At 73.2% G+C, this 14,928-nt stretch carries 13 protein-coding genes and 1 pseudogene; 6 read left to right on the top strand and 8 right to left on the bottom strand.

The window, feature by feature from the left end; all coding sequences use genetic code 11:
* Positions 1–88: 88 nt before the first annotated feature.
* From ABTZ58_RS00695 to ABTZ58_RS00680, 4 genes are all read right to left on the bottom strand, one after another.
* Positions 89–1,312 (bottom strand): arginine deiminase, encoded by a 1,224-nt coding sequence (locus ABTZ58_RS00695; protein WP_351348729.1) that lies wholly within the window; start codon positions 1,310–1,312, stop codon positions 89–91.
* A 383-nt stretch (positions 1,313–1,695) separates the two neighbouring features.
* Positions 1,696–4,272: a polynucleotide kinase-phosphatase gene (locus tag ABTZ58_RS00690; RefSeq protein WP_351348726.1), complete on the bottom strand. Its 2,577-nt coding sequence runs from the start codon at positions 4,270–4,272 to the stop codon at positions 1,696–1,698.
* Positions 4,269–5,732, bottom strand: a complete 1,464-nt coding sequence (locus ABTZ58_RS00685) for a 3' terminal RNA ribose 2'-O-methyltransferase Hen1 (RefSeq protein WP_351348723.1) — start codon at positions 5,730–5,732, stop codon at positions 4,269–4,271. The genes ABTZ58_RS00690 and ABTZ58_RS00685 overlap by 4 nt, the downstream gene beginning before the upstream one ends.
* Before the next feature lie 159 nt (positions 5,733–5,891).
* The gene (locus ABTZ58_RS00680; protein WP_351348720.1) at positions 5,892–6,815 is read right to left on the bottom strand and encodes an LLM class F420-dependent oxidoreductase; all 924 of its coding nucleotides are present in this window, start codon (positions 6,813–6,815) and stop codon (positions 5,892–5,894) included.
* A gap of 239 nt (positions 6,816–7,054) precedes the next feature.
* Here ABTZ58_RS00680 and ABTZ58_RS00675 point away from each other — a divergent pair, with 239 nt between their 5' ends.
* Positions 7,055–7,231 (top strand): hypothetical protein, encoded by a 177-nt coding sequence (locus ABTZ58_RS00675; RefSeq protein WP_351348717.1) that lies wholly within the window; start codon positions 7,055–7,057, stop codon positions 7,229–7,231.
* Positions 7,232–7,679: 448 nt separating this feature from the next.
* Here the strand turns inward: ABTZ58_RS00675 and ABTZ58_RS00670 are convergent, their stop codons facing one another.
* From ABTZ58_RS00670 to ABTZ58_RS00655, 4 genes are all read right to left on the bottom strand, one after another.
* On the bottom strand, positions 7,680–8,150 hold the full coding sequence (locus tag ABTZ58_RS00670) for a DUF6099 family protein (protein WP_351348714.1): 471 nt from the start codon (positions 8,148–8,150) through the stop codon (positions 7,680–7,682).
* 200 nt (positions 8,151–8,350) lie between these two features.
* Positions 8,351–8,677 carry a nucleotide pyrophosphohydrolase gene (locus tag ABTZ58_RS00665; protein ID WP_309097992.1) on the bottom strand — a complete coding sequence of 109 codons (327 nt, stop codon included), beginning with the start codon at positions 8,675–8,677 and terminating at the stop codon, positions 8,351–8,353.
* Positions 8,670–9,872, bottom strand: coding sequence for an AAA family ATPase (locus tag ABTZ58_RS00660; RefSeq protein WP_351348711.1), 1,203 nt, complete (start codon positions 9,870–9,872; stop codon positions 8,670–8,672). Before ABTZ58_RS00660 ends, ABTZ58_RS00665 begins: the two co-directional genes overlap by 8 nt.
* Positions 9,873–10,052: 180 nt before the next feature.
* Positions 10,053–10,448 carry a cell division protein SepF gene (locus ABTZ58_RS00655; protein ID WP_351348708.1) on the bottom strand — a complete coding sequence of 132 codons (396 nt, stop codon included), beginning with the start codon at positions 10,446–10,448 and terminating at the stop codon, positions 10,053–10,055.
* A gap of 142 nt (positions 10,449–10,590) precedes the next feature.
* Between ABTZ58_RS00655 and ABTZ58_RS40080 the strand changes: the two are divergent.
* The 5 genes and pseudogenes from ABTZ58_RS40080 to ABTZ58_RS00630 all read left to right on the top strand — a co-directional run bounded on the left by ABTZ58_RS40080 (position 10,591) and on the right by ABTZ58_RS00630 (position 14,918).
* Positions 10,591–11,050, top strand: a pseudogene (locus tag ABTZ58_RS40080) (hypothetical protein).
* A 465-nt stretch (positions 11,051–11,515) separates the two neighbouring features.
* On the top strand, positions 11,516–12,868 hold the full coding sequence (locus tag ABTZ58_RS00645) for a hemolysin family protein (protein ID WP_351348705.1): 1,353 nt from the start codon (positions 11,516–11,518) through the stop codon (positions 12,866–12,868).
* A complete protein-coding gene (locus ABTZ58_RS00640; protein ID WP_351348703.1) occupies positions 12,865–13,887 on the top strand; it encodes a CNNM domain-containing protein in 1,023 nt (340 codons plus the stop codon). Before ABTZ58_RS00645 ends, ABTZ58_RS00640 begins: the two co-directional genes overlap by 4 nt.
* 421 nt (positions 13,888–14,308) lie before the next feature.
* Complete coding sequence (locus ABTZ58_RS00635; RefSeq protein WP_351348700.1) at positions 14,309–14,536, top strand: hypothetical protein; 228 nt, start codon at positions 14,309–14,311, stop codon at positions 14,534–14,536.
* 211 nt (positions 14,537–14,747) lie between these two features.
* Entirely contained in the window at positions 14,748–14,918 is a 171-nt protein-coding gene (locus ABTZ58_RS00630) for a hypothetical protein (protein ID WP_351348697.1), read from the top strand.
* Positions 14,919–14,928: the final 10 nt, after the last annotated feature.

Below are 14,928 nucleotides of genomic sequence, written 5' to 3'. Positions count from 1 at the left end.
GGACGGTGACGAGACAGGAACGGGGACACTGACACTGACTCCCTGGAATACTATACGAAACTCAGCATGCCTATACGGAGCGGTCCGCTCACACCGGGTCGCGCTCGACCGGGCAGCTCATGCACCGCGGTCCGCCCCTGCCCCGGCCCAGTTCGCTGCCCGGGATCTCTATCACCTCGATGCCCTGCTTGCGCAGGTGGGTGTTGGTGGTGGCGTTCCGCTCGTAGGCGACCACGACGCCGGGTTCGACGGCCAGGACGTTGCAGCCGTCGTCCCACTGCTCGCGCTCGGCCGCGTGCACGTCCTGGGTCGCGGTCAGCACCCGGATCTCGTTCAGGCCGAGGGCCGCGGCGATCGCGCGGTGCATGTGCTCCGGCGGATGGTCGGTGACCTTCAGCTCCTTCTCGCCGACGCCCGGCTCGATGGTGTACGAGCGGAGCATGCCGAGGCCCGCGTACTGGGTGAAGGTGTCTCCGTCGACCATCGTCATCACGGTGTCGAGGTGCATGAAGGCGCGGCGCTTCGGCATGTCGAGGGCGACGATCGTCTCGGCCGAGCCGGCGGCGAACAGCTTGTGCGCGAGCATCTCCACGGCCTGCGGGGTGGTCCGCTCGCTCATGCCGATGAGCACGGCCCCGTTGCCGATGACCAGCACGTCCCCGCCCTCGATGGTGGACGGGTAGTCGGCCTGGCCCTCCGACCAGACGCGGAAGCTCTCGTCGCGGAAGAGCGGGTGGTGGCGGTAGATCGCCTCGAAGTGCACGGTCTCGCGCTGCCGGGCGGGCCAGCGCATGGCGTTGATGGACACGCCGTCGTAGATCCAGGCGGAGGTGTCCCGGGTGAAGAGGTGGTTGGGCAGGGGGCCCAGCAGGAAGTCGTCCAGTTCCATGACGTGGAAGCGCACGGAGGTCGGCTCCGGGTGCACGTCGAGGAACTCGCGCTTGGTCATGCCGCCGACGAGCACCTCCGCCAGCTCCCGCCCGGGCAGGTGCTCGAAGGCGGCTCTGAGGTGGTCGGTGGCCAGCGGGCCGTACTCCTTCTCGTCGAAGACCCGCTCCAGCACCAGGGATCTGGCCTGCGGGACCTGAAGCGTCTCGGCCAGCAGGTCACCGAAGAGGTGGACGGTCACGCCCCGGTCGCGCAGGACGTCGGCGAACCCGTCGTGCTCGGCGCGGGCCCTGCGCACCCACAGCACGTCGTCGAAGAGCAGCGAGGTCTTGTTGCTCGGGGTGAGCCTTTTGAGCTCCAGATCGGGCCGGTGCAGGATGACACGGCGCAGCCGCCCGGCCTCGGAGTGGACGTGGTATGCCATGCCTTCATCCTGACCGCCGGAGCCCGTCTTGACTCACCTCGCGCGCGTTTCCGACCGCTCCTGTTCGCGTCGGGGTGACGACATCATCTCGTGACCGTCCCAGCGGCCCCGGTCTCGAGCACCACCGTGGCGGTTCCACAGAGGACCTGGGTGAGCCGTGACAGCAGCTCGAGATCCGCCCGCTGTCCGGAGTCGCCGGACGCGCCGGGCGCCGCACCCTGTCTGCACCGGCTTTCCCCCGGAGTCGGTTTCACCTGCCCGGACCCACCAGCGCAGCCGGCACGGCGACCCACGGTTCACCAGGGTCGGTCGGGACCGGCGTCACGGCCTCCGGCCGGATCGCGCCGGGGTGGCGCGATCCGGCCGGAGGCCGCCGTACGGGCTCACAGCCGCGGGTCCACCGGCTCCGACTCCAGGGCCAGCACCCCGAACACCGCCTCGTGCACCCGCCACAGCGGCTCGCCCTCGGCCAGCCGGTCCAGGGCCTCCAGGCCGAGCGCGTACTCGCGGATCGCCAGGGAGCGCTTGTGGTTGAGGAAGCGGGACCGCAGGCGGGCGAGGTTCTCCGGGCGGGTGTACTCGGGGCCGTAGATGATCCGCAGGTACTCCCGGCCGCGGCACTTGATGCCGGGCTGGACCAGGCGGCCCTGGCCGTCGCGGACGACCGCGCCGACCGGTTTGACGACCATGCCCTCGCCGCCGCGGCCGGTCATCTCCAGCCACCAGTCGACGCCGGCCCGGACCGACTCGGGGTCGGCGGTGTCGACGTAGAGCCGGCGCGTGGTCTGCAGCAGGCCGCTGCCGTCGTGCTCGACGAGCCGGTCGATGAGGGCGAGCTGCTCGTCGTGCGGCAGGGCGGCCAGGCTGCGGCCCTGGACCGCGAGGATCTGGAACGGTGCCAGGCGGACGCCGTCCAGGCCGTCGGTGGTCCAGCAGTAGCGGCGGTAGGCCGCGGTGAACGCGGCGGCGTCGGCGGCGCGTTCACGGGTGCGGGCCAGCAGTCCGGACACGTCCACGCCCCGCTTTGCCGCGCCCTTGAGCGCGGCCAGCGCGCCGGGGAACACCGCGCCGGACGCGGCGCCCACGGCGGCGTACTGGGAGCGCAGCAGCCCGGACGCCTTCAGGGACCAGGGCATCAGCTCGGCGTCCAGCAGCAGCCAGTCCGTCTCCAGGTCGTCCCACAGGCCCGCCTCGCCGATCGCCGTGCGCAGCCGGTCGAGGATTCCCTCGGTGAGGGAGTCGTCGTCGAGGAAGGGGCGGCCGGTGCGGGTGTAGAGGGACCCGGTCGGCCCTCCCCCACTCTCGGCTGCGCTCGGGCGGGAGGTGCCCCCGACGCCGAAGCGCCTGCGGGCCGCCTCCGCGTCGCGGCACACCAGGGCCACCGCCCGCGAGCCCATGTGCTTCTCCTCGCACACGACCCGGGCGACACCGTCCCGCTCGTACTGGGCGAAGGCCTCGGCCGGGTGCTCCAGGTAGCCGTCGACGTGGCTCGTGGCCGTGGGGGCCATGGTCGGCGGGAGGTACGGCAGCAGCCGCGGGTCGACCGCGAAGCGGCTCATGACCTCCAGTGCCGCGGCCGCGTTCTCCTCGCGGACCGAGATGCGCCCCTGGTACCGGGTCTCCACGACCCGCCGGCCGTGCACGTCCGCGAGGTCCAGCGGGCGGCCGTCGTGCCCGCCGGGCGCCTCGCTGCGCAGCGGCTTCAGCGGCTCGTACCAGACCCGCTCGGCCGGTACGTCGACCAGCTCGCGCTCCGGCCAGCGCAGCGCGGTGAGCTTGCCGCCGAAGACGGCGCCGGTGTCCAGGCAGATGGTGTTGTTGAGCCAGGTGGCCTCCGGGACCGGGGTGTGGCCGTAGACGACCGCGGCCCGGCCCCGGTACTCCTCCGCCCACGGGTAGCGCACCGGCAGGCCGAACTCGTCGGTCTCCCCGGTCGTGTCGCCGTACAGGGCGTGGCTGCGGACCCGGCCGGAGGTGCGGCCGTGGTACTTCTCGGGCAGGCCGGCGTGGCAGACGACGAGCCGGCCGCCGTCGAGGACGTAGTGGCTGACGAGCCCGTCGAGGAACCGGCGCACCTCGGCGACGAACTCCTCGCTCTGGCCCGCCATCTGCTCGATGGTCTCGGCGAGACCGTGGGTGTGCTGGACGTTGCGACCGCGCAGGTAACGGCCGTACTTGTTCTCGTGGTTGCCGGGGACGCACAGCGCGTTGCCGGACTTCACCATGGACATCACGCGGCGCAGCACGCCGGGGCTGTCCGGGCCGCGGTCGACCAGGTCGCCGACGAAGACGGCCGTGCGGCCCTCCGGGTGGACGCCGTCGGTGTAACCCAGCTTGCCGAGCAGCGCCTCCAGTTCGGCGGCGCAGCCGTGGACGTCGCCGATGATGTCGAACGGGCCGGTGAGGTGGGTCAGGTCGTTGAAGCGCTTCTCGGTGACGACCGTGGCGCGCTCGACCTCCTCCACCCCGCGCAGCACGTGCACCTTGCGGAAGCCCTCGCGCTCCAGGTGCCGCAGCGAGCGGCGCAGTTCGCGGGTGTGGCGCTGGATGACCCGGCGGGGCATGTCGGCGCGGTCGGAGCGGGCCGCGTTGCGCTCGGCGCACACCTCCTCTGGCACGTCGAACACGATGGCGATGGGCAGCACGTCGTACTGCCGGGCCAGGTCGATCAGCTGGCGGCGGGCCTCGGACTGCACGCTGGTCGCGTCCACGACCGTGCGGCGGCCGGCGGCCAGGCGCTTGCCCGCGATGTAGTGCAGGACGTCGAAGGCGTCCCTGGTGGCGCTCTGGTCGTTCTCGTCGTCCGAGACCAGGCCGCGGCAGAAGTCGGACGAGATGACCTCGGTCGGCTTGAAGTGCCTGCGGGCGAAGGTGGACTTGCCGGAGCCGGAGGCCCCGATCAGCACCACCAGGGACAGGTCGGTGACGGGCAGCACGTGCCCCTGCGTCTCGTCGGTCATGCCGCCTTCGCCTCCTTCGGGCCGGCCAGGGTGAACAGCGCCATCTGGGTGGGCGGTCCCACCTCGGGGTCGTCGGGTCCCACGGGCTCGTACGCGACCGTGTAGCCGTGGCGTTCGGCCACCGCCTGAGCCCAGGACCGGAACTCGGCGCGGGTCCACTCGAAGCGGTGGTCGCCGTGCCGGACGTGTCCGGCCGGGAGGCTCTCCCAGCGCACGTTGTACTCGACGTTCGGGGTGGTCACGAGGACCGTGCGCGGTCGGGCCGCGCCGAACACGGCGTACTCCAGGGCGGGCAGCCGGGGCAGGTCGAGGTGTTCGATCACCTCGCTGAGCACGGCGGCGTCGTAGCCCTTGAGCCGGGTGTCGGTGTAGGCGAGCGAGCCCTGGAAGAGCCGGACGCAGGACGCCTGCCGCTCCCCCATGCGGTCCAGCTTCAGCCGCCGGGAGGCGATGGTGAGCGCCCGTACGGACACGTCGACGCCGACGATCTCGGTGAACGCCGGGTCCTTGAGGAGTGTCTGCACCAACTGGCCCTGGCCGCAGCCGAGGTCGAGCACCCGGGCGGCCCCGGAGCGCCGCAGCGCGGTGACGATCGCCTCGCGGCGCTGCACGGCCAGCGGGGTGGGCTTCTCCTCGGTCTCGCTCTCCGCCCCGACGGCGTTGTCGATCGCCTCGACCTCGCTGTCGTCGGCCTCGGCGAGCCGCACGAGCTCCAGCCGCTCGGTCGCCTGGCGGGTCAGGGACCAGCGGCGGGAGAGGTAGCGGCTGGTGATCAGCCGCTGCTCGGGGTGGCCGGGCAGCCAGCCCTCACCGGCGCGCAGGAGTTTGTCGACCTCGTCGGGGGCGACCCAGTAGTGCTTGGCGTCGTCGAGGACGGGGAGCAGGACGTAGAGGTGGCGCAGGGCCTCGGCGAGGGTGAGCGTGTCCGCTTCCAGCACGAGGCCGACGTAACGTGAGTCGCCCCACGCGGGGAACTCGGTGTCCAGCGGCACGGGCTGCGCGGTGACCGTCCAGCCGAGCGGCCCGAACAGCTTGGCCACGAGGTCCGGGCCGCCGCGGGCGGGCAGCGCGGGCACCTCGATCCGCAGCGGCCTGGCCTGGCCGGGCAGCTCCGGGCGGGCGTGGCAGACGCCCTTGATCGCGCTGGAGAAGACGTTGCTCAGCGCCACGGCGAGCAGGGAGGAGGCCGCGTAGGGCCGGTCGTTGACGTACTGGGCGAGCGCCGCGTCGGGGGCGCCGCCGCGGCCCTTGCCCTTGCCCTTCCTGACCAGGGCCACGGTGTCCACTTCCAGCAGCAGTGCCGCCGTGCAGCGCCGGGCGTCGGCCTCGGGGTAGAGGACGTGCGCCGTGCCGGAGGAGGTGGAGAACGCCTGCGCCTTGTCGGGATGCTTGTGCAGCAGGTAGCCGAGGTCGGTCGCGGGGCGTTCCGGGGTGCCGGTGGTACTGATCGTCAGGAACATGCGGAGGGCCTCTCCGGCCGGGTCGGATGACTGCGGTGCCGTGCGCGCGAAAGCCCCCAGGAAGGGTGATCCTGGGGGCTCGGCAGGACGACGCCCACAGCTTCGCACACCTGTGCCCACCAGCGCCTTCGGTTATCGAGGGCGGACGGACCCGGTCCGCTACGACAGCTGCGACTGCACCTGCGAGGAGATCAGCTCCAGGTGGTCCAGGTCGTGCAGGTCGAGGACCTGGAGGTAGATGCGGCGGGACCCGATCCGGGCGTAGCGGCCGATCTTGTCGACGACCTCGGCCGGGGAGCCGGCCAGGCCGTTGAGCTTGAGCTCGTCGACCTCGCGGCCGATCGCGGCGGCCCGGCGGGCGACCTCCTGGTCGTCCCGGCCGACACAGACGACGAGGGCGTTGGAGTAGATCAGGTCGTCGCCCTTGCGGCCGGCCTCCTCGGCGGCGGCGCGCACCCGGGCGAACTGCCGCTCGCTGTCCTCGACGGAGGCGAAGGGCATGTTGAACTCGTCGGCGTACTGGGCGGCCAGGCGCGGGGTGCGGGTCGGGCCGTGACCGCCGACGAGCACCGGGATCTTCGCCTGCGCCGGCTTGGGCAGCGCTGGAGAGTCCGTGAGGTCGTAGTAGGTGCCGTGGAAGTCGTAGGTCTTGCCGGGGGCCGTGGCCCACAGGCCGGTGACGATCTCCAGCTGCTCTTCGAGCCGGGCGAACTTCTCCTTGGGGAAGGGGATGCCGTAGGCCTTGTGCTCCTCCTCGAACCAGCCGGCGCCGAGGCCGAGTTCGACGCGGCCGCCGGACATCTGGTCGACCTGCGCGACCTGGATGGCGAGCACGCCGGGCAGCCGGAAGGTGCCGGCGGTCATCAGCGTGCCGAGGCGGATGCGCTTGGTCTCGCGGGCGAGTCCGGCCAGGGTGATCCAGGCGTCGGTGGGGCCGGGCAGACCGTCCACGTTGCCCATGCGCAGGTAGTGGTCGGAACGGAAGAAGGCGTCGAAGCCGAGGTCCTCGGTGGCCTTGGCGACGGCGAGCAGAGTGTCGTAGGTGGCCCCCTGCTGGGGCTCGGTGAAGATGCGGAGATCCATACATCCATCCTGCACTCCGGGGCGGGCGACCACGCGATCGGTCCCCCGTCCCGCGCCGTCCCCGGTCGGGTGAAATTACGTCAATACCGCAGGACCGGCGTGACCGGGCCAGTGACCGCCCCCGGCGGTGATCGTTGGCTCGGGCGGAGCCGGAGCCCCCGGCTTCCGCACCGGCCGGTCACCGCCGGGGCGTCACCCGCGACGGCCTCCCCGGGGGGCCAGGGGCCGAGGAGGCCGTCATGTCCGAAGAGACCGTGCCGCAGCAGGGCGGGACGACCGGGCAGCCGAAAGGGCTGTTGCAGCAGATGGAGGAGCTGATGGCGGCGTTGAACGCGGACCTGTCGGCGTTGGACGCGGACCTTCAGGCGTCGGGGGACTCGGGGCGCGAGCCCGTCGAGGAGGGACGGGCCGGCTAGGCGACCGACCGCGGTCCGGGGGGCGGGGGCGGCACCGGTCGGGGTTGGGGTGGTCCTGGGCGGGGGCTGCGGGGGCGGTACTGGGCGGGGCTGGGGCGGCGCCGGGCGGGGTTGGGGTGGTCCTGGGCGGGGGCTGGGGCGGCACTGGACGGGGGCGGGGCGGCACCGGGCGGGGTTGAGGTGGTCCTGGGCGGGGGCTGGGGCGGCACTGGGCGGGGGCGGGGCGGCACTGGACGGGGGCGGTACGCGCCGAGAGCAGCACAGGCCGAGGCGGCATCGCTCGTGGGCGGCACGCGCCGAGGGCGGCACGCATCGGTGGGCGGCATGCATCGGTGGGCGGCACGCATCGGTGGGCGGCACGCGCCAGGGGGACGGCACGCGCCAGGGGCGGCCCGGGCCGAGGGACCTCGTCCGGGTCATCTCCCCGTCCTCGTCCGGATCTCCCCCCTCAACCCGCCTCCCGCTCCGGTAACACCTGTTCGCGTTCGGCGAGTCTGCGGAGCATCTCCAGGACGCGGTCACGGGACTCGTCCGCCGCGTCGATGGCCTCCATGCACTGCCAGTACGTGCCCTCGTCGGCCGCGGCGCAGGCCAGGGCGACCAGGGCGATGCCGACCTCGCCGAGGAGGCCGCCCAGGTACATCAACGTGTGGCGGGCGTCTCCCAACTCCGTGAGCTGACCCGCCCGCAGCTCGCCCGGGGCCAGCTCGGGCGCGTCCAGGACGCCGCAGCCGCGGCCCGCCAGCTCCGTCAAGCCCAGGGCCTCCCCGCGCAGTTCGGGTGGGCCGGCGACCGCGAGGCGGCTCCCTATCGCCTGCGCGAGGGCCTGCGCCTGCCACACCTCGGCCATGACCTCCCGCACCTCGCCGCCCGCGGCCAGGGACCGCCTGCTCGTCACGATGAGCCGCACCGCGTCCATGCGCTGCCCCCGTCTTGTCCGACGCGCCCCGCGCGTCCGCCTGCCCGAACTCCCTTGTTCACTACCCAGAGTGAAGGGCCGTGAGACCAAAAGCCAGAGGAAGACGGAAATTAACGGACAACAATTCGGATTCGGGCCGCCGTCTGATTACGCAGCGTACAAGTGGACTGCGAGACTCCCCCACCGGGCCGTACACCCGGCTACGGCAGCGGGAACCGCCGTTCGTTCCGGTCGATCTTCGCGTCCAGCGCCGCCAGCGGGTCGATGCCGAGCACCTCGCACAGCTGGAGCAGATACGCGAGCACGTCGGCGACTTCGTCGGTGACGCGGTGCGCGGTGTCCGGGTCGGCCATCACGCCCGCCGACTCCTCGGGCGTCAACCACTGGAAGATCTCGACCAGTTCCGAGGCCTCCACGCTGAGCGCGGCGACCAGGTTCTTCGGGGTGTGGTACTGCTGCCAGTCGCGCGCGGCGGCGAAGTCGGCCAGTCGGCGTTGCAGTGTCGCCACGTCCAGGGGATCAGTCACGGTCCAGGTGTACCACCGTGACGCCCTCGGTCCCGGCGGCCCAGGAGGCGTCGCTGACCGCGCCGACAAGGCGGATGTGCCCCCGCTCGCACATCCGGGCCGCCAGCCCCAGCAGTTCCCTCCGCTGCCGGGGGTCCAGCGCGCGGTCGAGCCCGTCGGCCAGGACGGTGAGCGTCTGGAACGCGGCGGGCACCTCACCGGCCGGGTCGACCTCCAGGACGCCGGGGCCGGTGAGCAGAACCAAGCACAGGGCCGCGTAGCGGAGTTCGCCGTCGCCGAGCCGCGCCAGGTCCGTCCACACGCCGTCGCCGCGGTCGAGCGCCGCACGGACGGCCCCGGGACCGTCCGTGCGGGCGAGCACGTCCGTCACCGGCCCGGCGCACCCCGCGCGCACCGCCGCCACCAACCGCGCGTGTCGCCGCCCGCACTCGGCGCGCGTACGCCACAGCACCTCCGCCACGTTCCCGCAGTCACCGAGCAGACGGCCGGGGCCGGCCGGTACGGGGCCGCGCATCCGGGCGGGTTCGGGGTCGCAGGCGAAGACCGAGCGCAGGGCGACGACCATCTGCTCGGCGGCGGCCAGCACCCTGCGCTGCCCGGGAGTGCGGCCCGCGACGCGCAGCGGCAGCAAGGCGGTGCCGAGCCGGTCGTCGGGCAGGGGGCCGCGGGTCACCGGGGTCGGTCCGGCCGTGTGCCAGGCGGCCTGGACCGTGCGCTTGCCCGGGTCGCGCAGGGCGGTCTCCAGCAGCACCGGTCCGTCGGAGGTGAGCCGCTCGCCCACCACGCGGAGTTCGGGCTCCGCCTGCACGGCGATGTCGAGCCGGACCGGACCCGCGGGGCCGTCGGCCGTGCAGCCGATGCGGAAGCCCCGGCGGTGCTGGGCGTCCGGCCGGGCCCGCTCCGGGACGCAGAGGGCGGGGTCCGGGAACGCCTCGCCGAGCGTGGCGCCGCCCCCGAGCCGGGCGAGCGCCTCGTACGCCCGCAGCGCGCTGGACTTGCCGGAGCCGCTGGGGCCGGCCAGGAGGGTGAGCCGTCCCAGCGGGAACGCGGCCCGGCGGTGCCCGGCGAAGGCGGACAGGCGCAGCTCGGTGATGCGGGGGCGGTCGGGCTGCGCGGGGGGTGTGGCAGGGCCGGGGACCGTGGCGGGGTCCGGGGCGGAAGCGGTGTCCGGGGCGGGAGCGGAGGGCGACGTCATGTCCGGACGGTAGGGGGCCGCATGAGGGGCGAACCGTTCCGTCTCCCCGGCGTTCCTACGATCGAGCGACCCCCGCGGTCCAGCGCCCCTCGGTCGACCGGCTTGTCCGAGACGATCGGCCTCTCGATCGACCGCCCCCTGCGATCAACCAGCCCCTGCCTCCCAGGGCTCCTCCCCGCGTCACGCCCCAGGCACCCCGACGCCCTCCATCAGTCCCGTCACCTCGGTTCCGGCCGGTGTCAGCAGGAACACGTTCCGGTCCACCCGGTGCATCCCGCTCGCCAGGCCGAAGACGACGCCCGTGCTGAAGTCGAGGACCCGTTTGGCGACCTCCGTCTCCGCACCGGTGAGGTCGAGCAGCACCGGCACGCCGGCCATCAGGGTCTCCGCGACGTCACGGGCGTCGGCGAAGACGTTCACGCGCAGCACGACGAAACGGCGCCGCGCCTCGGTCTCGGCCTCGGGTACGGAGCGGTGGCCGACGGAGGAGGGCCAGGCGTCCCGGCCCCGCAGCGGCACGACCTGGGCGAGCCCCTCCCACTGTTCGTCGGTGACATCGTGGCTGTTCACCGGCATGCTCCGTCCTGGCTCGCACTGGCTGTCTGCATCGGGCAATTCTTGCGCAGAGTCACCCGTTCGGCCCAACTGCGACACGCTCCGCGACCTCAATGCACCTCACAACGGCCCGACGGCGGCTGTGTGACGGGGGCAACTCCCGATGATCAAGCCGTGTGTGCTCGACGTGGCCATGGGGCCGGACGGCCGGCGCACCGTCCTGAAGGCCTCCGGCGACAAGGCGCACCCGGCGAACGCCGGCCGGCTGTGCGCCAAGGGCGCGACGACGGCCGACCTGCTGGCCGCACCCGGTCGGCTGACCACCCGCGCTGGTGCGGGGCGAGCGGGGCGAGGAGCAGGTCCCCACGCCGGTGGCCGACGCGATCGCCGGGACCGCCGCGCGGCTGCGGGACATCGTCGACGAGCACGGTCCGGAGCTGTGGCACTGGCTGCGTGACGGCGCCCGCTTCTACGTGTGCGGGGATGCATCCCGCATGGCCAGGGGCGTCGACCGGGCGCTGCGGGACACCGCGGTGGCGCACGGCGGGCTGAGCGAGGCGGAGGCCGCCGCGTACGTGAAGCAACTCGCGACGGACAAGCGCTACGTGCGCGACGTGTACTGAACGGCGGGTCGGCCGGCGCCGGGCCTGCCGCTCCGCAGCCGCCTCGCCGGGGGGCGACCCTCGCACTCCGCTGCTCTCCGCCGGCCCACCGCACCGCCCGCTGCGAACTCCGGCCGCCTACATCTTCGGCCGGCCGGACACGGCCCGGCACGGTCCGGACGGTGACCCGGACGGCGTCGTGCACGGCCCCGGGCAGGCAGCGCTGCCGGGCGTCGCGACGGATTCCGGAGGGGACACCATGGAACGACGCCGCGTCGTGCCGGAGCCGCGACCCGGAACGCCGGGTATTTCTACATCGCCGTAGAATCTACGGGAACACGAGCGCATTCGCGAGCGTTGTTCCGGATACCGACCACACATGAGGAGCGCGTCCTTGTCCGCCAGACCGACGGACCCCCCGGGGCACAGTCCCCGACCATCTCGCCACGGCATCACTGAGCGCGGCACACGGCGGGGTGGTGTTCGATGAGTGCCGCGGAGGCCCTGCTGGGCCTGTTCGCCGTGTTCCTGCTGACCGCCGGCACCGGGTACTTCGTCGCCCAGGAGTTCGTCTACGTCTCCGCCGACCGGCTCACCCTCGCCCGTGAGGCCGAGGCCGGGGACCGCCGGGCCGCCCGGGCCTTGAAGGTGCTGGAGCGGCTGTCGTTCATGCTCTCGGGCGCGCAGCTCGGCATCACCGTCACCGGACTGGTCGTCGGCTTCATCGCCGAGCCGTCGGTGTCCGCGCTGCTCAAGCCCGCCCTGTCCGGCTTCGGCCTGCCCGGCACCGTCGTGAGCGGCGTCTCGGTGGTGCTCGCCTTCGTGCTGGCCACCGTCGTGCAGATGGTGCTGGGCGAGCTGGCCCCGAAAAACCTCGCCATCGCGGTGCCCGAGCGGCTGGCGAAGGCGCTGGCGCCGTCGACGCTGGCGTATCTGAAGTTCGTCGGACCCGTCGTCCACGTCTTCGACGCCGCGGCGAACAGGCTGCTGCGCAAGGCCGGCATCGAACCGGTCGAGGAACTGCACCACGGCGCCACACTGGAGGAGCTGGGCCATCTGATCGGCGAGTCGCACGAGCAGGGCGAGCTGCCCAAGGACACCGCCGCGCTGCTCGACCACGCGCTGGAGTTCTCCGAGCGCACCCTCGACGAGGTGATGGTGCCGCGCGCCGACGCCGTGTTCGTCCGCAGGGACGCCGGCGCCGACGAGGCGGTCGGCCTGATCGCCCGGCACGGCCACTCCAACTACCCGGTACTCGGCGACCACCCGGACGACATCGCGGGTGTGCTGGGCGTGCGCGAGCTGATGGCGCTGCCCGCGGCCCGGCTCGCCGGCGCGCGGGCGGGCGAGGTGGCCCGGCGGCCGCTGCTGCTGCCGGACACGCTCGCGCTGCCCGACGCGGTGGCGCGGATGCGCGAGCAGGACGACGAGTTCGCGGTCGTCCTGGACGAGCACGGCGGCGTGGCGGGCCTGGTCACGTACGAGGACATCGCCGAGGAACTGGTCGGTGACATCGCCGACGAGTCCGACAAGGTCACGCTCCTGGCCGTCGCGGTCGGCGACGGCTGGCTGGTCGACGCCGGCCGCCGCCTGGACGAGGTGGCCGAGGCGACCGGTGTCCGGCTGCCGGAGGACGACGACTACGACACCGTGGCCGGCCTGGTCGTGGACCGGCTGGGCCGCTTCCCGACGGTCGGCGACCGGGTCACGGTCGAGCTGCCCGGGGGCGGCCGCGCCGTGATCGACGTGCGCACGCTCGACCGGCACGTGGCCGACCGGGTCCGCGTCAGCGTGCTCGGGGACGCCGGGGACACCGAGGAAGCCGAGGAGATGGCGTGAGTTTCCCGATGGCGGTCTTCGTGACCGTGCTGCTGCTGGTCGGCAGCGGCTTCTTCGTGGCGGCCGAGTTCGCGCTGGTCGCCGCCAAGCGGCACCGCATGGAGAAGGCGGCGGCCGAGGGGCGGCGCGGGGCCGCGGCGGCCCTGGCCGGCATGCGCGAGCTGTCGCTGATGCTGGCCGGTGCCCAGCTGGGCATCACGGTGTGCACGCTCGGCCTGGGCTCGGTGTCCAAGCCGGCCATCTCGCACGAGCTCGACCCGCTGCTGCACGCGCTGGGCCTGCCCAGCGCCGTGAGCTACGGCGTCGCCTTCGCCGTGGCGATGGTCGTGGTGGTGTTCCTGCACATGGTGGTCGGCGAGATGGCCCCCAAGTCCTGGGCGATCGCCCACCCCGAGCGGTCGGCGATGCTGCTCTCCCCGCCCTTCCGGGCGGTGGTGCGCGCCGTGCGCCCCCTGATCCGGCTGCTCGACCGCCTGAGCAACGGCCTGGTGCGGCTGTGCCGGGTGGCGCCGCGCGACGAGCTGGCCTCGGTGCACAACCGGGAGCAGCTGACGCACCTGGTGGAGGAGTCCGAGCGGCTGGGGCTGATCAGCGCGACCGACTCGGAGCTGCTGACCCGTTCGCTGACCGAGCCGGAGACGCCGGTGGCCGCGTTGCGGATCCCGGCCGCCGACATCACCTGGGTCGAGGGCGGCGCGGCCGTCGACGCCCTGCTGCGGCTGGCGGCGGCACACGACCGCACCCGGCTGCTCGTCCGGGAGGACGGACTCGTCCTCGGGTCCGTGCACGCCCGGGACGCCCTGGTCGCCCGGGCCCGCGGCCGTGCGACGACCGCGCGGGACCTGGCCCGGCCGGTGCCGGAGCTGACGGAGGCCACGACGGTCGCCGACGCGATCGAGGTGCTGCGCCGCCGCCGGTCGTCCCTGGCCGTGGTGCGCGACGACGCCGGCCGGCTCTCGGGCCTGATCACGCTGGACGATCTGCTGGCCCGGCTGATGCAGCCGGCCGCGGCCGCCTGACGGGACGGGGCCCGAACCTCCCGCACATCTGCACACCGCGCGCCGTGCGGCGGCGGGCCGCCCCGGTCCGCCGCCCATGTCGGGCCGCCGCATGGGAACTTGGCACCGAAGTGCCCGCTTCGGAACGCCGGGCGCAACCCCCGGCGCGTGCCGCCGGGCGACGGGCCCTGTGAAGAATTTCCCCGGTCCGGTGACCCGCCGGTCACCCGCCGGACACAGCGGTGAAGACGGCCGCCGGAATACGCCGCGCACGGCGGTGGACGGCTGGCCCTCTTCTTCGGGGAGTGCTTTGATCCTGCGCACGGCGGAGCCGCCGGGGCGGAATCCCGGTTCTCGAGAGTTTTCGAGAATTCTCGAGAATCACGGTACCCATCGGTGCCCACCGCCATTGCGAGACATTCACGCGAAGGGAAACACCCTCATGAACCTCACTCCTCGGGTCGACGTCGCCGAGCTGTCCGACGCGGACCTGGAGCAGATCTCCGGCGGCAACGCGGGCGCCGGCGCCTCCGCGGGCCTCGTGGCCGGTCTCTCCGCCGGTCTGGTCGGGCCCCTGACCGGCGAGATCTGCGCCACGGTGCAGGGCGCCCTGTCGTCGGAGGGCGTCGAACTGGGCGGTCACGCGGGCGTGCGGACGACCTCGCTCTGACGAGTATCACGCGAAGGGCCCCGGGAGCTGTTCCCGGGGCCCTTTTCCCGTCGCGGCGGCGGAGGCCGGGCGCGGCCACAGACGTGGGGAATTCGCGGAGTACGTGACGGATATATGGACACCACGGGGGTGGGTGACGCGGTGCGGGGCCGTGACGCAGACTTACTCGGACCCCTCAGGAACCGGCTGTGAAATCGACAGGAAGACCGCTGTGAAATCCGACGCGACCCGAACCGCAGGACTGCCGATCTACGAAAGCCTCATACGCGAACGCGGTGACGTAGTCGAGGAGGCCCGTGCGGTGGCGGAAGAGACCCAGCAGCAGATGAGCCAGGCGCTCGCCGGGCACGCCGCGGCCCCCACGGAGGCCGGCGAGCACTGACCCGGAAAGC

The sequence above is a fragment of the Streptomyces sp. NPDC094143 genome (assembly GCF_040303825.1).
GTDB lineage: Bacteria > Actinomycetota > Actinomycetes > Streptomycetales > Streptomycetaceae > Streptomyces.
The sequence above is the reverse complement of the archived record's forward strand: the minus strand, read 5'-3'. Positions and strand labels throughout refer to the sequence as shown.